This is a genomic window from Verrucomicrobiaceae bacterium, assembly GCA_016713035.1.
Taxonomy (GTDB): domain Bacteria; phylum Verrucomicrobiota; class Verrucomicrobiia; order Verrucomicrobiales; family Verrucomicrobiaceae; genus Prosthecobacter.
Window position 1 is genome coordinate 195,146 of sequence record JADJPW010000004.1, and the last position, 20,138, is coordinate 215,283.

The following is a 20,138-nucleotide window of genomic DNA, read 5'->3' on the forward strand; positions in this document are numbered from 1 at the left end:
CCCTCCAGAACGCTGCCGCGCAGTTTGGGAGTTCATTTCGCCTTTTTCGGCTTCTCCTGAATCCGCCGCATCAGCTCCAGCGCCACGGCCTGCCGCTCGGGAGCGAGACGGTGGAGGTGCTCGCGGTCATCGCAGGCTTTCAGAGCGTCCTGGATGGACTCGAAGGGGTGCGGCTCGGGAAGTGCGGAGAGGAAAGGAAGTGTTTCGGCAGGCTTCGTGAGCTGCGCATGGCGGATAAGGCCGTCGATGGTGAAATCGAATGCCTCATGAGTATGAGGATGAAGCATATTCCATTCAATCAGTTGGGGGATAACTGAGTTCCAAGCGATAACGATATCGGAGAAGAGCGTTAGAAAGACCTGCTGCGCAAAGCGGTAACGTGGATTTAGGACCAACCCTGTTTCTGCAAACATTCCAGACTCCTCCCGATCTCTCTTTAGAACAATCAAGGAGAGTGCTGGGTAAGGGATTGGAAAGGTTGGATCAACTTCCAAGGCACGGCGATATGCTACCTCGGCTTCTGAATCACGGTTGAGCTGGATCATTAAGTTGCCCAAATTTGTCCATACATCAGGCATAGACGGATTGATCTCAATGGCCTTACGGAAGGACTTCTCAGCCTCGTCGGGCTTGGATAGCTCGACGGCTTGCAGTACACCCAAGCCATTCCATGGATGGGCGAATCTGGGTTCTAGCTCGATAGCGCGACGATAAGCAACCTCTGATTGATCATACTGTTTGAATGCGTCTCGCAGTAGCACAGCTAGGTTGTGCCAACTCGCCGCTAATGACGGGTCTGCTGCGATTGATCTTTCATAAGCAGCCTTTGCTGCAGAGGGATTGCCAAAATGGTTTTGGTATAGCGTGCCAATGCTATTCCATGCCATTGCGTCGCCTGGATTTAACCGCAGAACAGCATGATACACAGTTTCAGCCTCGAAAGGCCTGCTCAAATGGTCTTGGAGCAGGTTCCCTAAATTATGCCAAGCAGGTATGTGAGTTGGGTCGAGTTCGATCGACTTCCTGAGAGCTTTTTCTCCCAGCCTCCACTCCTTCCAATCACAAAGATGTTCAGCCATACGCACCCACCAGCATGGATTGTTGGGTTCATAATCATCATTTACACGTATCTCTGTTGGCAGATGCTGAAAAAATCCCAAAGCTTCGATCTCGGGAACAACCTGTTTAGCCCTATCCATATTAAACCAAGCACTCAGCGACTTGAATTCCGGAGTCTTCCAAGCTGAAGAGATCGTTTCGCTTATTAAGCGTCGCCTCTCGTTTACCGACTCAATCCGATTTAGAGCACTTTCCAGAACCAATTTGGCTTCCTCTATGCCGTTTGGTCCTGATGCCGCACTACTACAGACGATCTGCGCCAACAACTTTGTGGAGGTTTCTTCCGAGAACACTGTTGTGATGGTGGCGACGAACCAGTCGAGGCGGTTCCGGGCGGCGCGGCCGTGGCGCATGAGGTAGTGGATGTTCGAGAAGCGGTCGGTGAGGAGGTAGGTCTTTTTTTTGGGGTGGCCGGCGGCTTCGCGGAGGATGCCGAGCTTCATGAGGGCACGGATCTGGGCGCTGACGTGATTCGGAGGGAGACGCGTGGCGGTGGCGAGGGTGGCGACCTCGACGGGATTCCATGCGAGGGCGACGGCATCGAGGATGCGCTGCTGCTGGCCGGAGAGGGCATCGACGATGGCTTTGAAGTAGGGCGTGAACTCGTCGAGGAGCTTTTCCAGGTCGGCACGGATGTCGGTGTGCAGGCCTTCGCGGAGGAGGCGGTAGAAAGTTTTGATGAGGCGCGGATTTCCGCCCGAGAGGATGTGCAGGGCCTGGATGCTGCCGCTGCGCTCGACGAGGGCTTTTTCCACATCGGCATCGCCACGGGACTTGGCGAGGCTTTGCAGGCACTCGCGCATTTCATCGAGGCTGAGCGGTTTTAGCTCGAAGATGCGGAAGAAGTCATAAAACGGCTGATCGACGGAGGTGACGTGCTCGAAGTGGCTGGTGGCTCCGCCGATGAGCATGATGCCGCTGTCCTGCATGAGGGCAGCGCGGAGACGATGGAGCGGCTCGGCATCGCGGATGGAGGCGAGGAGGTCGTTGAGGTTGTCGATCAGTAAAACAACGCGTTTGCCGCTGCGGGCGACGAGTTCGGTGAAGATGCGGTGGGCGCGTTCTTCAATGTCGGGCGGGTTTTGGGCCAAAAGAGGGCCGGTAAGGTCGGTGGTGGCCTTGGTGGCGAATTCCCACTGGCGGATGGCCTCCAGCCAAAAGTCGGCGAGGTCACCCACACGGCGGCTTTCCTCGTCAAAGACGACGGGCTGCCACTGGCGAGCGAGTTCGTAGTCGCGGTTGATCTTATGCGCCACGGCCCAGAGTGTGGTGGTCTTTCCCATGCCACGGGCACCGATGAGTAGGCAGTGCTGCGGCGGGTGGCCGGGCTGGTTGCTGCGGACGATGCCGAGCAGGGTCTCCAGCAGCGGCAAGCGTGCGGAGTACTCGCTGAGCAGCACCTCGGGCGGCAGCAGCGCGGGATTGTAGAGGGCGAAAGGATGGCTCATATGAGAATGACGAATGTGGAATGCCGAATGACGAAGATTAGCGGCGGGTGGTGGCAATCATGCCGAGGAAGCCGGAAACGACGGCGGTGATGGAGTAGGAGATGATGTCCCAAACTCGCGATGACTGTGGATGACCTGAAAACAAGGCGCAGACGCCGCAGATGAGAAGCATCAGCAGAATAACCGACAGACACATCACGACGAGGTGCGTGATGCTTTGGCTTTTCGTTTTTTTCTTGGGTGCGGCCACGGGGAGGTTCAGGCGGTTTTGCGCAGCCAGAAGTCACGCAGGATGTGGGAGGCGAAGGTGGTGCGCTGGTCGCCTGTGGTCTGCTGGAGGAGGTAGCCGTCGTGCTTCAAGGTATCGAGCACATGGTCGAATTCGTCAGCGAGCATGGCGCGAGTCTCCTCGACGGGCACAAGGCGTGTGTGGATGGCCTCGAAGTCGGCGCGGGTGAGGCCGTTTTTCGCGCGGCAGGCTGTGCGGAGCATTTCGCGGGCGAGGCGGGCTTCGCTGGAGGTGAAGACGTCCTTCAGACGGTCATACATGCCGTCGCAGTATTGGTTCCGGCTGCAGTGGACGAGGCTGTCTCGGTAAATGACCTCCAATTCTTTCGCGGAGGGCGCTTTGGCGACGTCCCGCTCCTGAATCTCGGAGATGAAGAGCTGGAGGAGGATGGGCCAGTTCGCACCGATGAGCTGGAGGACTTTTTTCCGGCCTGCAGCGTTCAGCGGCAAGCTGTGACTGGAGGCGAGAGCTTCGAGAAGACCCAGTGCTTCGTCTTCATCCAGCGGCGGGATTTCATGGGTATCGAATTCATTGACCGCAGGGGCGAGGCCGAGTTTTCGCACTACGCCTTTGAGACCGATGGAACCAGTGACGAGGAAGCGGGCGGATTTGTCCTTCAAATCATGCCGGGCGGCGCGGAACCAATTCAAGACGGCTTCGACCTCCGTGCGGTCGCTTTTTTTGTGCGACGAGCTTCAGGAAGGTGGGGAACTCGTCCAGAAGGAACAGAACGGGCGCATCCGTGTCAGCAAGGAGTTGGAGAAAGGCGTCGGCTGTCTTTTGCCAGGGTGGTGCTGAAGAACGGCGGTCTTTGAGCTCGATGCCGCCGACGGCTGGTAGAGTGATCTTCGTCAAGCGTCCCAAAAATGCGGCGGCATGCCCTTTGACCCAATCGAGCTGGTGCTCGGGCTTCTCCAAAGCCTTGCGCAGGCCATCGAGCATGGCCTCCAGCCAGCCTTCCACACTGGAGCAGCGTTCCAAATTCAGCAGGATGGGCAGGAAGCCGCCAGGGTTGGCCTTGATCTCCTCCAGACAGGAGGTCTTACCCGTCCGCCGAGGCCCTAGGAAGGCGACGTTTCCCCGGCGCAGGGCACGCAGGAGCTTAGCGATGAGTGCGGGGCGTTTGTAGAAGTTCTTGCCCGTCGCTGGCGGGCCGATGCGGAGGTCGATCTGGCTCATGCAGCGGATTCATTGCGCAATAAAATATTTGCGCAATGGATTTTTTGCACGATTAACACAGCCAAGGATGATTCGAAAATCCAAAGTGCTGCTCATCGTCGGTGTGAACGGCACCGGCAAAACCTTTGAGCCAAAGCGATTTGTCGAAGAGCTGCTGTCGAGCGCAGAGAGAATGTGCTCAGTCCGAAGAATGCCGTCCGCCACGCGACAGCGGCGTCGCGCTGACGCTTGCCGCACGCACTCCACGACGCTGACGCGCTCTTGCAAGCGCACTCACAGATTGACGACGATGGGGCCTCCTTTTACGCTTTGGACATGAAGACGGCCCCATTTACCGAAGATATGATCCTGGAGCGTGGCGATGCCATCCGCCGCATTCGTCGAGAGGAGCGTTTAGAGGAGGCGCAGCTGCGCAAAAACATGGATCGACCGATTTGGCGTGAGTGGCTGTTTTGGCTGGGCGTGTTTTTCTTTTTCGGTGCGAGGCGTGGTGAAGGCGTGGACGGTCTCCCCGAGCAGCTCTTTGGAGTCGTGCTGATGATCCTCGCGCTGGATATGGCTGCGCGGACGCGGAGCCGAGCGGCACGCGAGTTGGAGCAGTTTTTTCAGGCGAAGAAGGCGCTTCCCAAGGCGTAAACCATGGTCAAAGCGCTGGCCGTAGCAGGAATACTCAGCGCACTGCTGCTCGCGGGGGCGCTGAGGGCAGAGACGACTACTTCCGATGGCTTTGCGATTCCGCAGCCGGGCGTCGTCTTTGCGTTTCCGCGTGATCATGGCAGCCACGAGGCGTTTCGCACGGAGTGGTGGTATCTCACGGGTCATCTGGATGCGGAAGGCGGGCGGCGGTTTGGCTTTCAGGTGACGTTTTTTCGCCAAGCAGGCCGCGATGCGGCGGGTACGGTGACGCACCTGCATCTGGCGCATGCAGCGCTGCTGGATGCGGCGACGGGGAAATTCCAGCATGAGGAAAAACTACACCGCGCTGGCTGGGATGCGACGGCTTCGACGACGACGCTGGATGTGCGGCAGACGAACTGGTCGCTGCGGCTGGATGAGGCGACGAATCGCATCCATGTGGCCGCGACGGTGAGGGCGGAGGCCGTTTTGAAGCTGGAGCTCGATGCGGTGAAGCCGCTGGTCGTTTTCGGCACGGATGGTGTGTCACGCAAAGGCACATCAGCGAGTGCGGCGAGCCATTACCTGACCTTTCCGCGTCTGCGGGCCGCTGGTATGGTGAAAGTGGGTGCAGAGGAGCTGAAGGTGCGTGGTGAGGCGTGGATGGATCACGAGTTTAGCAGCTCGCAGCTCGATGAGGGCCAGGTCGGCTGGGACTGGGCCGCTATCCAGCTCCGCGATGGCCGTGAGGTGATGGTCTATCGCATGCGCCGTGCGGATGGCAGCACGGATGCGAGCTCGACGCTGACGTGGATCGCCAAGGACGGCGCTTTGACGAAGGAGGCATTCGAATGGACAGCGCTGGAGTCGTGGCGGAGCCCACGCACGCAGGCACTGTACCCGAACCGCGTGCGCATCACCTGTGAGGGTGGTTTTTTCGAGCTGCGACCGGTGGCGCAGGATCAGGAGCAGGGCGGTGCCCTGACCGGCCTCCCCTACTGGGAAGGTGCCTGCGATGTGCTGGACGCGGACGGCGCGGTGATCGGACGAGCTTTTCTAGAGCTAGCAGGCTACGCAGGTGATCTGCGGCGCTTTTTGCGCGGAGGGCCGTGATTAGGGCGCAAAATCATGGTTTTCGGCCAAAAGGAGCCCCTAGCCGCAGAATCGGCCCAGAGGCAGAAATCCAATTCTAGGCTCACTTTTCCATCGCCAAGGGCCTAATCACCGCCATTCATCCTCCCCCCGTTTTTTTCCCCAACACCCCGAATCTCCCCACTCACTTTCATGGACCGCAAAGGCTGGATCGTCATCATCATGTGCATCATCCTCATGGGGGTGAATGTTTACTACATGCAGGAGAATCAGAAGCTAGCCGCCGCTGCCGCTGAGCAGCAGCGTAGCGCTGATGAGAAAACGAAGAAACAGACCGCAGCAGAGAGCCCTGCGGCAGCGGCTACGACGGCCGTTACGACCACGGCGGCAGTTCCTGCGGCTCCTACCACCCCGGAGCAAAAGCACACGATCACGACAGGCAGCGTGACCTACCACTTCACCACTCGCGGTGGCGGTATCGAGAAGGCTATCCTGGCTGGCACGGATCAAGTCACACTCAATGGTCATGCACAGGAGCCCATCGGAGCCCTGCGCCGTGAGCCCGCTGGCGCAGATAACATCACCTACACGATGAAGGAGCCCACAGCTACGGGCGTGAGCTTTGAAGGTGCCACGAGCGAAGGTGTCCAGGTCACAAAAACTTACAAACTCACACAGGGACAGGCGGCGGATGAGCATCTGCTCGATCTGACCGTGACGCTGACCAATAAAGGTGCCGCACAGCATCGCTCGGAGGAGTATTACCTCTTCGCAGGAGCCGCTGCGGCTCTGAATCACGCGGATGAGCGTTATCAGGGCTTTTTCTGGAATGATAAAGGCAATGCGAATTACAAACTCTCCACCTATTACGCGAAGGGCTGGTTCAGTGCTGGGGTGACAGAGTTCCGCCAGTCTTTTCCCGAATTGATCTTTGGCGGCGTGATGAGCCGCTTTTACACGCACATCCTGACCCGCACGACCGATGACAAAGGAGCCCCCGCGAAGCTCTGGTCCTCACGCCGGAAGCTGCCACAGCCCCTCGACCATGCGCACCAGGGTGATGCGAGCATCGAAGACTTCGCCTACGAGGCCTCGATGAGCCTACCTGTGATCGATCTGGCCCCAGGCGCTTCGAAAACCGAAAGCTACCAAATTTACCTGGGACCCAAGGAGTATCACCGCCTGAAGTCCATCGATAAGCGGGCGGACAATCTCGATTTCAATCGCAGTCACGCAATGTACTACGGCTACTTTAGCTGGGTGAGTATTTTCCTCGTCAGCGTGATGCGGTGGATGCACGGCATGGTGGGTAATTGGGGCATCGCGGTCATTCTATTGACGATTTTCGTCCGCCTGTGCATCTGGCCTATCCACGCCAAATCCATGCGCACGATGAAGCGCATGGGCCTACTGGCCCCGATGATGAAGGAGCTGCAGGAGAAGTACAAAGATGATCCCCAGCAGCAGCAGATGGAGGTGATGAAGCTCTACCGTGACTACGGTGTGAACCCTCTCGGAGGCTGCCTGCCGCTGCTGCTACAGTTCCCCATTTTCATCGGCCTTTATAGCATGCTGGAATATGCCGCAGAGCTACGCGGACATGGCCTCTGGTGGGTGAAGGATCTCTCTGCGGCAGACACCGTGGCCCAAGTGATGGGCTTCAATATCAATCCGCTGCCGATCATCATGGGACTCACCATGGTGGCTCAGATGAAGCTGACGCCGCAGCCTGCGACGGTGGATAAGATGCAGCAGCGCTTGTTCATGTTTATGCCGCTGATCTTCCTGTGGTTCAGCTATGATTTCGCCTCTGCTCTGGCGCTGTATTGGTCCACGCAGAATCTTTTCAGCATCGCCCAGACATGGATCATGAAGCTCTATGTGCCGGAGCCTAAACTGGAAAAGGTGAAGCAGGCACCGAAGCCAGCGCCGCACAATCCTTTCTTTAACCCTCAAGGCCGCCAAGAGGATAAGAAGAAGACCTCCACACGCCCGCCGAAGCTGGGAGGCTAGGCCATCAAGAGTCTCGCCGGATGAAAAAGCCGCCCAGGTCCTTCTGCATGGCTACATCTGAGGTGTCATGCTCCCGGATGTGAGAGCGTAGGTCGCTCTCGAGAATAGCGGTGAGAAAAGCATCAAGCTCATCCGCTTCAGATGCCTGTGCATGCAGCTCGACACGACCATCTGGCAGATTTTTGACCCAACCGCAGACGTCATAGCCACTGGCGATGCGCTTGACGGCAAAACGAAAACCGACGCCCTGCACACGGCCACTGTAAAAGACACTTTTGGCGGCCATGGAATCAACGAGTGGCTGGAGTAGGGCTGAGGAACTTTTGCCGCAGCTTTTCACGAGTGGCGGCATCTGCGGTATCAAGCAGGAGGACTCCTGCACCATCCAGATTCCGCGTGAGCTGGATGAAGCGGCCTGCGGCCTCAAACTGCATGTCCGTAGGCTCACCCGAAGATGACGCTGGGAGTCCATGACGCCCCACCAGCACGGCAGACATAGCTTTGTGGAACGCCATGGCGTGATCGGCATCCTTAAACAAGGTCTGCCATGCGGCGTGATGACGCTTGGCGGAGGGGCCAGCCTCCCATGCTAATACACGGTCCGTGACGAGGCCGGTCGCCGCGAGTGCAGCGTTCTCATCTGTATTGTGCGTGCGCAAAACGGTGAGGCAGATGAATTTGCCCAACTGGTCGTCCCAAAATGGATCACGACCATCAAGCTGAACATTTTGGCCACCTAGCTTTGGAATCGTGGGAGCAACTTCTGTGAAGGCTAGATAGGCCTCTGGATCTGTGAGCTCAGAACAAGAAATGGGTGGCTTGCTGTAAGCTGCATTTAATTGCCCGAAACTGCCCGCACTGTGCAGAGCCTGCGCAAACTCGAAGCCCCGCGTAAAGGGGAAGAGCACCATCTCACGCAGGAGATTGGGGACGGGGATTTGATTGAGCGGATGATCTGGGTCGTCAGCGGGAAAAGAGGCATCTTTAGGCGCGGCCTTGGGCTCCTGGAGCGAAAAAAGGAAGCGTGTGAGTCCTGCATCACCAGCGAGGAGCCCCTCGCGTGCGAGGCGCCGATCGGTGCTCAGAGGGGCCGCGCTCCTTCGGGAAAAGAACGGGGCCGTATTCTCGCAATAGCTGGCCATAGGCGATGGCGAGGGCTTCATCTGGCGGCGCGGCAGGCGGTGGGTCGCTCTGTGGATCGACGGTGAACATGGTTCCACTGGTCTCATCATACCATCCTCCAAGCTGGCGGGTCAATAAGGTGGCCTGTAGAGGTAAGGGATCGACTTCCTCAGGTATCCAACCGAGGGTGGCGAGTGCTCTGGCAAACCGCTGCGGCTGATCGCCTGGCATTTTATTCCGCAGCCACTGGAGAATCGCTTTTTCGACTTCCGCCTCTCTCACGGGAGTGGTCACTAGTGGCAGAGCCTTGATTTTGCGGAATTTCATCATCTCGACCCCCATCCCGACGAAGTCTGGAGCGAGTCCATCTTCACCTGGCAGCGTCTCTGCGCCGGCTTTCATTCCCAGCGTGCCCAGCTTCTGGATAAGTGCGGCATTTTCATCCTGAAGCACATCGACCTGCCCCTGGAGGTACTCGATCTGTCCCTGGAGCAGGCCTACTTGCTTGCGGAGGCTCTCGACCTCCCCTGCACCTGCGGAAATGAGTGCCTCACGGCTTTTTTCGCCTCCGCCAAGCCAAACCGCCGCGCCACCCCCCAGGATGAGGAGAATAAGCAGCAACAAAGCAGGAGAAATTTTCATGAATCAACGATACGCGGCTCAATCCCGAGTTTCCTGCTCCATGCGCTCACTGAGCCACTGCTTCATCATGCTTTGATAATTGAGATACCGCCTGCGTGCGATGCGCTTGATGCGGCTGAGCATGCGCGGATCAAATCGCAATGTGATGGTGGTCGATTCCCGGACATCACTCCGATGCAGAGAAGCCTGCATGATGCGCGGATCAAGCTGGTGCAATGCCCAGAACTGAATCTCTGCCTCCTCGGTGGGGAAGTCGGGTACTTCCTTCCAGGAGCGGAGTGTAGTCATATCAGGTACAAAGTCAGCCATGTGATGCGGAGGGAAATGTGGGCGTGCTAGATCAAATGTCCTCGGCTTTTTTCCGCTCGAAGAACTCGTGCTCCGCAGTGGTCATGAGTCGAGCAAAAACGACGCGATAGCGCTTCCCATCCGTCCAAAATACGCTGAACACTGGGCGTCCCTGTAGTGATTTACCCAGGTTGTAGTAACGGGCCTCCGAGCCTGCCGACTGATCATCAGGCATGAGCTTGAGGGAAAATGGATCCTCGAAGGACTCTTCAATGTCCTTCGGCGGAAGCTGGGTGAGATCAAATGCGGCTCCTAGCCAGTCAAACTCCATGTGGGGCGGATTGTGGGCGGGTTATTTCTTGTACTCGATGAGTTCTATCTCATATCCCTCTGGGGCGTCAATAAAAGCAAAGGTACCACTAGAACTAGGCGTGGGACCATCTGAGAGGGGGAATCCTAACGCAGCGGCGTGCCGAGCAAACGCCTCCAAATTTTCAACTTCAAACGCGAGATGCGTGAGGTCAGAGCAAAAGGAAACAGGCCCACTGGCGGGAAAGGAACATATTTCAATGAGTTCATCACTGTTGGGCGTGCGCAAAAAAACCAATTCAGATCCTCGTGGCGATTTATGCCTGCGAATTTCTTCCAAACCAAGGACTTGTGTGTAGAAGGAAACGGTTTTTTCGAGGTTATTCACCCGGTAGCGAGTGTGCAGTAGTTTTTTGACGTGCATGGCAAGTTTCAGAAAAGGCTGAGCAGATGATATAGCACATCTTATCGCATCCCGCCGCCACAAGGACATCAAAACAATCATCTCAAAAAGAAAAACCCCGTCCTGAGTTACTCAGAACGGGGTAAGAAGCTTCAAAAAGAACGGATTACTTGCCTCCATTCGAGACAGGACCGTTGGAACCACCGCCACCGAGGGAGGGCGCTCCACCGAAGGGATTGCCGGAAATCGGACCAGGCTGGCCGCCTTGACCTGGCTGGCCACCTACTCCAGGTTGACCAGACTGTCCGCCTCCGGGTTGGCCAGACTGTCCATCTCCAGGTTGGCCACCACTTTGACCATCAGCGGGATTAGGCGGACCTGGCTCTGGGTCGCCAGCGATAGCATCCTGCTGGGCTGCTTGCTGATCTGCATTATCGCCTTCGATCGGACTCTGGTCTGAGTTGCCACCAGGGCCACCGCCATCACGGTCAGGCTGGACAGTTCCATTGCCCACGATATTGGCACCGTTTGTTTCAAACGCCGGAGGATTGAAGTCAGGCTCCCAGCGCATGGCGAGGTAACGAGTCTTTACGGAACCATCTGAAGGATAGGCCTTGATCACGCCTCTGCCCTGGGGGTCTTCTGCTGCGGCCACGGGGACCTTGGTATTGAATTCAGCTGGGTCAAAAGCCAGACGTCCACGCCAATCTTCGGATTCTGGCAGGCGATCGAACGAGAAAACTTCAAAGCGAACTGGGCGGGGAGAGTGAATCGAGCCAAACTCATTGAGAATACGAAGCTGACCCAGATCATAGATCAACGTGCGGTAACGCTCTTCGGATTCAGGGAATGAGAATTTGTTAAAGGTTGCAGCAGTATCTAGGCCACCCAATGGTTTGGGGGAGGCATAAATCACGCGAGTGCCCCCAATTCCAGCGAAGTTAACAGGATAACCACCCTTGCCATCCGCTGTTTGCTTAACGGTATAATTGCGATCAGCCTCGTCGCCCGTCATTTGGAAGTGACGAATGCTACCACCTTTTGAGAGAACGAGGTCGAGTCGAACATACTTGGCTTGGATTCCAGCGAATGCGAAGGTGATCTCTCGGTCAGAGGCGGTGAACACTTTTTCGTCTAGAGTCGCCCATGTCTTCTTATCAGCACTACCAGATAGAGTAGCGCGGCCTTCCACGCCATCATTGACGAAAGAAGAGCGTGAAATCAGGATAGGCTTGCCTAGGTTGATGATCGCATTGCTATTGCCAGCAGCGACTGTGCAACCCTCCGTGACGTCCACTGAAAGCAGAGCCTGAGATCTACCAATGCCGCTAGTGCTCTCAAGGGTTGCTGTTGAAATCATTCCTTTGGCACCATTTTCCAGAGGACGGTCTTTCAGAGTTGGAAGGCGCTGCCATTTGGCTTCGGCAACATTTGCGGTCAGCAGACCAGCAACAAGTAAGATGGGTAGTGTAGGCTTCATGTGATGACTGAAACAGGCTGTCAGTTTTGGATGGCGGAGACCGGGAGTACGTTCGTTTTTAATCTATTTAAGGAAGAGTTAACCACAAATCGGCGAGGCTGTAAATCTTTTTTTAGCCCAAGGTTCGCATAAAGAATTTATTTGATCTGTTGTAATATTCATATATTTAATACATTGTGAAATGCCCCTGCTGCTCAACACCTCTCCCAACGAACGCCTCACACTTGTGTGAGAAATGTGGGTTTTCAGCAGCTAAACTGAAAAATTATCTGGGTGACCAGTGGATACGCCTGGAGAGAATCACTGACGCGGCGCACTTGCTGCGCTTGGAGGAGCACCAGGCATGCGAATTGGCGTTGGATGACTTTGAGAGGGCTTTCCCTCAAGCTTTTATCGCCATTTATTTGGGGGCGCTTCCCAATGAAATTAATGTATCGGAATTGGGGTTTTGGCTTCTCAATCAAGGTGCTTTTCACACCCATCTCTTAGAAAAGCGCAATGATTATGGCCTGGTGCTTGTTATCGACCCTTTCACCCGTTCCTTGGCTTTGACCGCAGGCTACGGTATCGAACCCTGCCTCCATCAAAAAAAGACCCAGCAGATCCTCAAATCTGTAGCTGGATCCCTGGCCAAAAATAATACGGGAGAAGCCTTGCTGTGCATGATTGCAGATCTGAGAACCCTCCTTCAAAGAGCAGCGGTAAAGCAACCCCGTAGCCCAAAAACGGGTTCGGATCACGGATTGGACGTGCAGCCACTGCGCACTGGTCACAGAATGGGCTCTCACCTCTCACCTCTCACGCGAAAAGGTAACTCACTCACAGCTTCGCTAAATGAAGGCGGGTAAATTCCAAAAGTAGAAAATCAAATGTCCCTGCTCACACAACTCCAGCTCACTCGATTTTCGGAGCCTTGTGCTTCCGTGGTGGGTTGTGGGGTGATTAGAGGCAGCGTTTTATCCATCTTGCTCCTCCTAGTCACTTGCATTCCTCCTTGTCTGTTTGGGGATGAGTTACCACTGCCGCGATGGACAGAGGACGAGTTGCGCTCATTCCATGAGGCTCAGAATGGTGGACTGAACTTAAGCGGAACACTCCTTCCCGATGCCACGCAGCAAAGTACTGAACTAGGAGACTTCACACTTAGCGGTCCTTTGAAAACGGGGCCAAAGCTCGAGGAATTACCCTCCACGCTACTGCCCGGCATCAATTACGGACTGAGTGAAGAGCACCTACGCCTTTTCCTGCCGAACTCGCCCTCTCTTTCTACTGAAATCGCCCCGTCTGCTCCCTCCATCCGAGGTCCGACACCCTCGGCCATGCTACGGAACACGACGCCGGAATTCATGCAGATCGCTGCCGATGCGCTCCCCCAAGAGTTCTTGATCGACCCAGATTCACTTATTTCAGAAGTGCCGGCCGAGGAAATGACACGCTTCCTGGAATTCCACGCACGAGACGCACGAATCCGGATTTTTGTCCTTGTTTTGCCAAGTGATCGACAAATCCCAACCGTGGCAGAATTAGAAAAGGCTGCTGGCGGCACTTTGACCCGTACGGACTCCTGCCTCGTGGCTTTTCCACTTTCGGAGCCATGGCGTGCGAGACTTTTTGTGAGTAAATCCGTCCATGAGCAAACCAGCGCAAGTTTCCTTTCGGAGACGGCGCATGCCTGCCTACGCAACGCACTCGAAGTCCGCGACCCCGTGGATCAGCTTCAGCAGTTCTGCACTGAACTCTCCACTCGGCTTTTTTGGCTTCAGCAAACTCTCATCGGGGAACGCCGCAAAAGCGGTGAAACTCAGCCACTCCGCGAAATGGCCCTTCAGCAATCTGCCGACTCATTTTCTGGGGCATTGACGCCGTCGCTGAGTTTGTTTTCGATAGGCTGGCGTTCTGTCATTCTACTGGTGCTATTGCTGCTGACGGTCACAGGCATCGCACTCTGGATGGTGAGACGATTCCTACTTTGGAGCCGCTTGCAGCGACAGAACCATATTTGGCTGCTTCCAGAAGTGGAGCCCACCTCACGTCTAGGTGGGGCCTTCACGGGGGGCGGTGGATTTATGATTCGTTATTAAGCTAAGTTTTACGCACCGACATGGCCTCAAAAAAGCTTTACTAACTCTAAAAATTCGCATTGTCGAAACAGAAAAAGACCACCATATTTACAAGATTAATCTGCATTTCTCATCATGAACCCGGATGTCCTTCAATTCCAGTGCGCGGCTTGCGGCATGCCACTGACAGTGCCAGTCCAAATGGCAGGTGTCAGCGGTCCATGCCCCGGCTGTGGTCAAACCGTGACATCCCCTGCTGCGCCGGTATCATTTGCTCCTCCTGTCCAGATGCCAGTGCTGGTGCAAGCCCCTCCAGCCCCACCTGTACCACAATGGTCAGAGCCACCTCCCGTGGCAGCCCCGATAGCTCCCCCCCACGCAGAAATCGGGACCATCCCCGGCATTCCCTCCTCCTCACACGTCCAGCCGATGCCTGGACTCGGACAGGCGATGTTCGGCGGCATGATGCATGAGGGGGCATTACCCCCGCAGCCTGCCGAAGCCGCCGCCCAAGTGACCGAGTCTCCTAGTACGGGTGATATGTCTCAGGGGGGTATCCATCTACCCCCACGTCGTTTGCCGGGACAGGCTCCCATGACATCTCTGCCTCCAGGAGGTGCCCCTACCGCCTGGGGAGCCATTCCACAGGCCACTCCGGCCAGTTCGCCACCGGCAGTACAGGGTATGGAAAACCCACTTGGCAACGCCGTACCCCAATTCGGAGCATCTCCCATGCTCGGCGGCATGCCTTCTGGACCTGCCTCTACCAATTCGCCCTCCTCACGGCTCATTCCTGGTGCCCCTATGCTCCCCAGCATGCCTCAAGGCCCTCAAGGCATGCCCAACAGCCCTTTGGGCGCAGGCTCCCTGCTCGGTAGAGATACTCCTCCTGCACCCATCACCCCTGGCACGCAGAATTTGCTCCCCCAAGCGACCATCCCACAGCCCTCACACGGCCTGAGCCTGAGTGGATTCGGAGCAGATGGCTCTGCCCCAGTAGCTCCGGTGGCTCCGATCCCTAGCGGTCGCCAGCTCAGTGCACTCCGCCCCTCGCGTGGCACCAATTTCATCCGCCTTGCCATCGCGGCCGTGTTCCTCATCGGATTCCTCGGCATCATTGGCTACGTGCTGAAGGACACCTTCGGCGGCACCTCCGCCGAGGATGTCGATCTGAATGAATTGTCCACCAAGACTCCCGCAGTCCCTTCTCCTGACTCCGCCCCAGCTCCAGTTCCTCCTGGTGCCACTGAAAAGATCAATCCCATCGTGGAAACACCCACGCAGACGCTACCTGCACCCATTTCCCCCCTTCCCCCTCCAGCGCCGACACTACCTGGGCTACCAGAGGCACAGGCTCCTACTCTGACCGCCTCTCCAGCGAATACCGATCCACTCGGTGCCCCACTGCCTGGAAGCCTACCGGAACAGAATCCCAGCGCCCCAGTCGAAATCAAAACGGCCATGACACCAGGGGCTCCGCCGAGCCTCCCTGGCCCGATGGATGCCACACCAGGACTGCCGCCTGCCTCCACGCCTACGGGCACGCCACCAGCCGTGACCACAGCTCCGGCCGTACCCGCCCAGCCTGGATTCGCAGCTCCAGGCCAGATCATGGACTCAGCTGATGGTGAAAAAATGCCTCCGGCTGCTCAGCCCGCCCTCGACACGCTCAAAGAATTCCTCGCCGCAGCGAATCTCAACGAGCGCATGCGCCATACCCTCGGCACCGAGTATATGAAGCCCATCATGCAGCGCTACTACTCGCAAAACAGCGACGGCCCCATCCAGGTGGATAACATCGCCTATGGCCGATATGATGACAATCCTCAGCTCGGCCAAGGCTCCCACTGCATCTTCCATTTGGAGAGTAAGACCTGGGAGTTCCCCGTCCCGGTAATGCTCGAACAACGTGATGATGGCTGGAAGGTGGATTGGCTCGCATTCATTGAGCTCAGGGACCGCAAGCTCGAAGCCTTCTTCCAAGGCTACCAAGAAGGCCGCGCCATGTTCCATGTCGGCATTTATCGTCAGCACTACTTCGAGGATGACGTGCCAAATCGCAGCCAGAAGGACACCTTTAGCGTGGGCCTCCCACGGCCAAATCCGTTCCGCAAGCCGGTCTTCCTCTCCAAAGATAGCCTGCTCTCCAAGCAGCTCTCTGAGCGCTTGCCCTGGGAAACTCACGTCTGGGCCATCGTCGAACTCGAATGGAAAAAGATCGGCACACAGCAATGGGTCGAGCTCGTCTCCATTCCGCAAATGCACTGGTACTCGCTGCCATCTCGTCCTGTCAGCACACCGGATAAGGCACCCGCCGCAGCGAGTGAGGAGAAATTCCCTCCAGGCATCCGCCGCTCTCCAGCTACACGCGCTCGCTGATTCGGCCCATTTTCTGGTAGCGGCACGACGCGTTCTGCATCGCCCAGTGCTGCGATAACTCACCGCTTTGGCTTCCGTTCCTTTGCCGATGCATCCCCCCGCCCAGCGACTCCTATCTCTCGACGCCTTTCGCGGTTTCATCATGCTCCTGATGGCCTCCAGTGGCTTCGGCATCGTGCAGATGGCCTCTGCTCATCCTGACTCCCTCTGGAAGGACATCCTACCGCAGTTCGAGCACCGCGCATGGCAGGGCTGCTCACTCTGGGATCTCATTCAGCCCAGCTTCATGTTTATGGTGGGCATCGCGGTGCCATTCTCTTGCGCTGCACGGCGTGAGCGAGGGCACAGCTTCCTCAGCATGCTCGGACATGCCATCCTGCGTGCCGTGCTACTCATTGGCATTGCCATCATCATCAGCACACCGGAGAAGGAGTCGCACACCATCTTCACTTTCACCAATGTGCTCGCCCAGATCGGGCTTGGGTACGTCTTCCTCTTTCTCATAGTCCAGCTCGGACGTGAAAGCATCATCGCCAGCATCATTGTGCTACTGGGTGGCTACACGGCCTTTTTCATCCTGCATCCACTGCCCACAGCAGAGCAGCTCGCGGCCATCGAGGGCCTCAAAGGAGCCCGCGAGGGCATGCTTGAGGGTTTTTGGAGCCACTGGGGCATTCACACCAATGCCGCAGCACATTTTGACTCCTGGTTCCTCAATCTCTTTCCGCCGCACAACCACACTTTCCAAGCTGGCGGCTATCAAACACTCAATTTCATCCCCTCACTCGCCACCATGCTCGGAGGGGCCCTTACCGGTCTTTTTCTTCAGCGCAGCCCGCTTGAGCCTCGGTGGAAATGCGCACGCCTCATCATCGTGGGCATCGTACTCATCTTCATCGGCTTCATTCTCGGCTTCGGTGCCATCCCCATCGTAAAGCGCATCTGGACGCCTTCTTGGGCCATCTTCAGCGGTGGCTGGGTGCTGCTCATGCTCGCCGTTTTCTATGCACTCGTCGAGATCGCCGACCAGCGCAGGCTTGTCTTCCCCCTCGTCGTCGTCGGCATGAACAGCATTACCATGTATCTCATGCATCACGAGCTCGGAGCCGACATCGCCAGGAATCTTCACACACACCTCCCTGGCATCTTTGTCGCTGGTTGGGAGCCCATCATCGAAAAATGCTCCGTCCTCTTCGTCCTCTGGCTCGTCTGCTTCTGGCTCTATCGCCAGAGAGCCTTCCTGCGGCTCTGAGAGAGCCTAGACCGACTCTCAAAAAGGATGTCATAAACGCGTCTTTGGGCGGCACTGGGACTGAAGGATGGAGGGCTGGTCGAACAAAGAGCGCAGGGACTCGATGATACGGTCCTGAAGTTGCTCGGAAGTCTTGGCGATCCAGCCGTTGAACCAGTCGGCTTTCATGCGCAGCCACAAGCGTTCGATGGCGTTGAGATCGGGCGAGCGTGGTGGCAGATACTCGGGCTCAAAGTGGTGCCAGTTAAGGCTCTTGGTCTTGTGCCATGAGGCGTTGTCGAGCACCAGGATGGCGCGGCGTCCTGCCACGTGCGGATTCTCCTCAGCTAGAGTGTCAAGGAACACCTGAAAAGTGACGCTGTCGCACAGGTTGAAGAGCAGTGCGCCGAGACGTCCATCTTTGGGCCGCACTGCGCCAAACACATTGTAGCGGATTGCTCGCCGAGATAAGGTGAGTGGCGCACCTTGCCGATCTTGGTCCAGGTACGGCGCGGGCGCGGATCGCCTTCAAAGCCGCTTTCGTCGCTGAACCACAAGTCGACGCTCGGATCGGCCACCCAGCGCTGGAGCTTTTCGCAGAAGGCTTGGCGCTTGTCCTCATCCTGATTGAGCGGCCAGGGGCGCGGAACTTTGAGGCGGTAATCGTGCTCGTGGAGATAGCGCACGGTGGTGCTGTAGCCGAGTTGCGTTTGCAGGTTCTGCTTGATCCAGCCGTGCAATTTCACAGCGGTCCAGTGGCTTTGTCCGGCCAGTGAGGGATCTTCGATGAGAGGTAGGATTTTACCGCTCACTTGTTCCTTGGGCAGGATTCGGCGACGGCCGCTGCTACACCCGGGAATGAGACCATCAAGGCCGGCGAGATTGAAGGCTTGGATGAAGCGCAAAACCTGCCGCAGGCTGAAGCCTGAGAGGTCAGCGACTTGCTCGCGGCTCTTGCCTTCATAAAGCCAGCGCAGCGCTTAAGCCGACGAAAGCCCTTCTTCGTGGGTGAGCAATCCATCGCCACGCAGACCTCTTCCAAGGTCGCGTTTTCGAGATTGAGTGTGATACACGGGCGGGCCACCGCTGCCTATTAATTACCGCAATTCTAAAAAGTACAGCCTCAATATGACATTCTTTTTGAGAACCGGTCTATTACTGAGTCACACCCATGGCGCTCAGCACGGCCTCACCCGCACGCCGTCCACTCACTAGCGCACCATTGATCGACACGTCCTCACACCAATCACCGCAGCGGTAGAGGCCCTGCTCGATTTTTGCAGAGAGCGGGCCATCCCCCAGACGGAGCTGCCGCCCCTCTGGTTGCGCATGACGCACCTGACAGGTCCGCAGGTGCCTCCAGCTCATCACTCGCGGGCCGAACCACCGCACCAACTGCTGCCGCACCACGCCCTCTAGCTCCAGGCTCGATGGCATGCCCAAAACCGACGCTGAAATCAAATGCCAGCCTTCCGGCGCATACTCAGGCGCGATGCGTGAGAGCACACACGCCGTATTCACCGGCCCACGACCATCTCCATCCAGATAGAGGATCGGGTCACGCCCCTCCGGCATGTCTGTAGCTGCCGCAGCATAATAGAGACAGGTCGTCGATCTACTAGCGGGCGCAGCCCCTGCCGCCCCCTCGCTCGTGCGCAGGCGCAGTGCCGCATCCTCAGACACGGCCATCACCACATGCTCCGCGTGCAGCACTTCACCACTTTCTAGAGCCACCTCGCCCGCCCGCACCGCACTCACAGGCGTGCGCAGGCGCAGACTGCCTGGCGGCAGCGCCATAGCCAGTTGATCTGGGATGGCCTGCATCCCCTGCGCAGGCAGCGCAGAGCCAGCGCGGTCAAACATCGCGAAAAGAAACAGCATCATCCGCGCAGAAGTGCGCAGGTCCTTCTCCATGAAAATCCCACCAAAAAATGGCCGGTAAAACCGATCCAGCACTCGCTCCGTGAAGCCAAACTTCCGCAGATACTCCTCCGTCTCCATCTCGACCTCCTCCTGCCAGCGTGGTGGGCCACGTAGCCCGAACGCCTCTTTCCGCAGCAGCATCGTGAACCATTTGTCCGCATGACTCACCACCGTGTCATCATGCAGATTTCGCAGTGCCACCAGTGGATGCCGCAGCGGGTCCGCCACTCGGTGAAACCGATCACGCACAAAGACATCCGCCCCGCGATAAATCGGCCGCAAATCCAGTGCATCATAGTCCAGCACCCGCCGCGCCTCAGGATACGCCGGCAGAAAAACCTGGAAGCCCCGATCGAGCCGAAAGCCCTCCACCACATCGGTCCGCACTCGCCCGCCCACGCCATCGGATGCCTCCAGCACCGTAAACGGCACCCCCGCCCGTGCCAGCACGCGGGCACACGCCAGCCCGGAAAGGCCAGCGCCGATGATCACGACGGGAGACGTGTTTTTCTGCGGGTTCAAGGTGTGCATCTTTCAACAACCCCG

At 57.2% G+C, this 20,138-nt stretch carries 20 protein-coding genes; 7 read left to right on the plus strand and 13 right to left on the minus strand.

Going from position 1 to position 20,138, the window contains the following annotated elements; translation table 11 throughout:
* Positions 1-32: 32 nt before the first annotated feature.
* The 3 genes from IPK32_14975 to IPK32_14985 all read right to left on the minus strand — a co-directional run bounded on the left by IPK32_14975 (position 33) and on the right by IPK32_14985 (position 4,035).
* A complete protein-coding gene (locus IPK32_14975; protein MBK8093246.1) occupies positions 33-2,567 on the minus strand; it encodes a tetratricopeptide repeat protein in 2,535 nt (844 codons plus the stop codon).
* A 258-nt stretch (positions 2,568-2,825) separates the two neighbouring features.
* Entirely contained in the window at positions 2,826-3,506 is a 681-nt protein-coding gene (locus IPK32_14980) for a hypothetical protein (protein MBK8093247.1), read from the minus strand.
* Positions 3,478-4,035: an ATP-binding protein gene (locus IPK32_14985; GenBank protein ID MBK8093248.1), complete on the minus strand. Its 558-nt coding sequence runs from the start codon at positions 4,033-4,035 to the stop codon at positions 3,478-3,480. The genes IPK32_14980 and IPK32_14985 overlap by 29 nt, the downstream gene beginning before the upstream one ends.
* A 315-nt stretch (positions 4,036-4,350) precedes the next feature.
* Here IPK32_14985 and IPK32_14990 point away from each other — a divergent pair, with 315 nt between their 5' ends.
* From IPK32_14990 to yidC, 3 genes are all read left to right on the plus strand, one after another.
* On the plus strand, positions 4,351-4,671 hold the full coding sequence (locus tag IPK32_14990) for a hypothetical protein (protein MBK8093249.1): 321 nt from the start codon (positions 4,351-4,353) through the stop codon (positions 4,669-4,671).
* A gap of 3 nt (positions 4,672-4,674) precedes the next feature.
* Positions 4,675-5,763: a carotenoid 1,2-hydratase gene (locus tag IPK32_14995; protein ID MBK8093250.1), complete on the plus strand. Its 1,089-nt coding sequence runs from the start codon at positions 4,675-4,677 to the stop codon at positions 5,761-5,763.
* A gap of 171 nt (positions 5,764-5,934) precedes the next feature.
* A complete protein-coding gene (gene yidC / locus IPK32_15000; protein MBK8093251.1) occupies positions 5,935-7,755 on the plus strand; it encodes a membrane protein insertase YidC in 1,821 nt (606 codons plus the stop codon).
* A gap of 4 nt (positions 7,756-7,759) precedes the next feature.
* On the opposite strand, the gene IPK32_15005 is transcribed toward yidC, so the two are convergent.
* The 7 genes from IPK32_15005 to IPK32_15035 form a co-directional block, all read right to left on the minus strand.
* Positions 7,760-8,041, minus strand: coding sequence for an acylphosphatase (locus tag IPK32_15005; protein ID MBK8093252.1), 282 nt, complete (start codon positions 8,039-8,041; stop codon positions 7,760-7,762).
* 4 nt (positions 8,042-8,045) lie between these two features.
* Complete coding sequence (locus tag IPK32_15010; GenBank protein MBK8093253.1) at positions 8,046-8,897, minus strand: hypothetical protein; 852 nt, start codon at positions 8,895-8,897, stop codon at positions 8,046-8,048.
* On the minus strand, positions 8,794-9,519 hold the full coding sequence (locus IPK32_15015) for a hypothetical protein (GenBank protein MBK8093254.1): 726 nt from the start codon (positions 9,517-9,519) through the stop codon (positions 8,794-8,796). Before IPK32_15015 ends, IPK32_15010 begins: the two co-directional genes overlap by 104 nt.
* 18 nt (positions 9,520-9,537) lie before the next feature.
* The gene (locus IPK32_15020) at positions 9,538-9,807 is read right to left on the minus strand and encodes a hypothetical protein (protein MBK8093255.1); all 270 of its coding nucleotides are present in this window, start codon (positions 9,805-9,807) and stop codon (positions 9,538-9,540) included.
* A gap of 52 nt (positions 9,808-9,859) precedes the next feature.
* Entirely contained in the window at positions 9,860-10,138 is a 279-nt protein-coding gene (locus IPK32_15025; GenBank protein ID MBK8093256.1) for a BrnT family toxin, read from the minus strand.
* 21 nt (positions 10,139-10,159) lie between these two features.
* On the minus strand, positions 10,160-10,540 hold the full coding sequence (locus IPK32_15030) for a VOC family protein (protein ID MBK8093257.1): 381 nt from the start codon (positions 10,538-10,540) through the stop codon (positions 10,160-10,162).
* A 145-nt stretch (positions 10,541-10,685) separates the two neighbouring features.
* Positions 10,686-11,999, minus strand: a complete 1,314-nt coding sequence (locus tag IPK32_15035) for a hypothetical protein (GenBank protein MBK8093258.1) — start codon at positions 11,997-11,999, stop codon at positions 10,686-10,688.
* 224 nt (positions 12,000-12,223) lie between these two features.
* On the opposite strand from IPK32_15035, the gene IPK32_15040 reads away from it, so the two are divergent.
* The 4 genes from IPK32_15040 to IPK32_15055 all read left to right on the plus strand — a co-directional run bounded on the left by IPK32_15040 (position 12,224) and on the right by IPK32_15055 (position 17,690).
* Positions 12,224-12,847, plus strand: a complete 624-nt coding sequence (locus IPK32_15040) for a TPM domain-containing protein (protein MBK8093259.1) — start codon at positions 12,224-12,226, stop codon at positions 12,845-12,847.
* A gap of 498 nt (positions 12,848-13,345) precedes the next feature.
* Positions 13,346-14,080: a hypothetical protein gene (locus tag IPK32_15045; protein ID MBK8093260.1), complete on the plus strand. Its 735-nt coding sequence runs from the start codon at positions 13,346-13,348 to the stop codon at positions 14,078-14,080.
* Positions 14,081-14,488: 408 nt separating this feature from the next.
* Positions 14,489-16,438, plus strand: a complete 1,950-nt coding sequence (locus IPK32_15050) for a hypothetical protein (GenBank protein MBK8093261.1) — start codon at positions 14,489-14,491, stop codon at positions 16,436-16,438.
* A gap of 88 nt (positions 16,439-16,526) precedes the next feature.
* Positions 16,527-17,690 (plus strand): DUF5009 domain-containing protein, encoded by a 1,164-nt coding sequence (locus tag IPK32_15055; protein ID MBK8093262.1) that lies wholly within the window; start codon positions 16,527-16,529, stop codon positions 17,688-17,690.
* Positions 17,691-17,720: 30 nt separating this feature from the next.
* Here the strand turns inward: IPK32_15055 and IPK32_15060 are convergent, their stop codons facing one another.
* The 3 genes from IPK32_15060 to IPK32_15070 all read right to left on the minus strand — a co-directional run bounded on the left by IPK32_15060 (position 17,721) and on the right by IPK32_15070 (position 20,123).
* The gene (locus IPK32_15060) at positions 17,721-18,101 is read right to left on the minus strand and encodes a transposase (GenBank protein MBK8093263.1); all 381 of its coding nucleotides are present in this window, start codon (positions 18,099-18,101) and stop codon (positions 17,721-17,723) included.
* Entirely contained in the window at positions 18,017-18,646 is a 630-nt protein-coding gene (locus IPK32_15065) for an IS630 family transposase (protein ID MBK8093264.1), read from the minus strand. Before IPK32_15065 ends, IPK32_15060 begins: the two co-directional genes overlap by 85 nt.
* Before the next feature lie 178 nt (positions 18,647-18,824).
* Positions 18,825-20,123, minus strand: a complete 1,299-nt coding sequence (locus tag IPK32_15070; protein ID MBK8093265.1) for an FAD-dependent oxidoreductase — start codon at positions 20,121-20,123, stop codon at positions 18,825-18,827.
* Between the last annotated feature and the right edge of the window lie 15 nt (positions 20,124-20,138).

Coding starts and splice junctions, on each gene's coding strand:
- IPK32_15045 (MBK8093260.1), top strand. CDS start 13,346: ATGCAGATCGCTGCCGATGCGCTCCCCCAAGAGTTCTTGATCGACCCA.
- IPK32_14985 (MBK8093248.1), bottom strand. CDS start 4,035: ATGAGCCAGATCGACCTCCGCATCGGCCCGCCAGCGACGGGCAAGAAC.
- IPK32_15070 (MBK8093265.1), bottom strand. CDS start 20,123: ATGCACACCTTGAACCCGCAGAAAAACACGTCTCCCGTCGTGATCATC.
- yidC (MBK8093251.1), top strand. CDS start 5,935: ATGGACCGCAAAGGCTGGATCGTCATCATCATGTGCATCATCCTCATG.
- IPK32_15030 (MBK8093257.1), bottom strand. CDS start 10,540: ATGCACGTCAAAAAACTACTGCACACTCGCTACCGGGTGAATAACCTC.
- IPK32_15015 (MBK8093254.1), bottom strand. CDS start 9,519: ATGAAAATTTCTCCTGCTTTGTTGCTGCTTATTCTCCTCATCCTGGGG.
- IPK32_15005 (MBK8093252.1), bottom strand. CDS start 8,041: ATGGCCGCCAAAAGTGTCTTTTACAGTGGCCGTGTGCAGGGCGTCGGT.
- IPK32_14990 (MBK8093249.1), top strand. CDS start 4,351: ATGAAGACGGCCCCATTTACCGAAGATATGATCCTGGAGCGTGGCGAT.
- IPK32_15035 (MBK8093258.1), bottom strand. CDS start 11,999: ATGAAGCCTACACTACCCATCTTACTTGTTGCTGGTCTGCTGACCGCA.
- IPK32_15050 (MBK8093261.1), top strand. CDS start 14,489: ATGCCTGGACTCGGACAGGCGATGTTCGGCGGCATGATGCATGAGGGG.
- IPK32_15020 (MBK8093255.1), bottom strand. CDS start 9,807: ATGACTACACTCCGCTCCTGGAAGGAAGTACCCGACTTCCCCACCGAG.
- IPK32_15055 (MBK8093262.1), top strand. CDS start 16,527: ATGCATCCCCCCGCCCAGCGACTCCTATCTCTCGACGCCTTTCGCGGT.
- IPK32_15010 (MBK8093253.1), bottom strand. CDS start 8,897: ATGGCCAGCTATTGCGAGAATACGGCCCCGTTCTTTTCCCGAAGGAGC.
- IPK32_15025 (MBK8093256.1), bottom strand. CDS start 10,138: ATGGAGTTTGACTGGCTAGGAGCCGCATTTGATCTCACCCAGCTTCCG.
- IPK32_14975 (MBK8093246.1), bottom strand. CDS start 2,567: ATGAGCCATCCTTTCGCCCTCTACAATCCCGCGCTGCTGCCGCCCGAG.
- IPK32_14995 (MBK8093250.1), top strand. CDS start 4,675: ATGGTCAAAGCGCTGGCCGTAGCAGGAATACTCAGCGCACTGCTGCTC.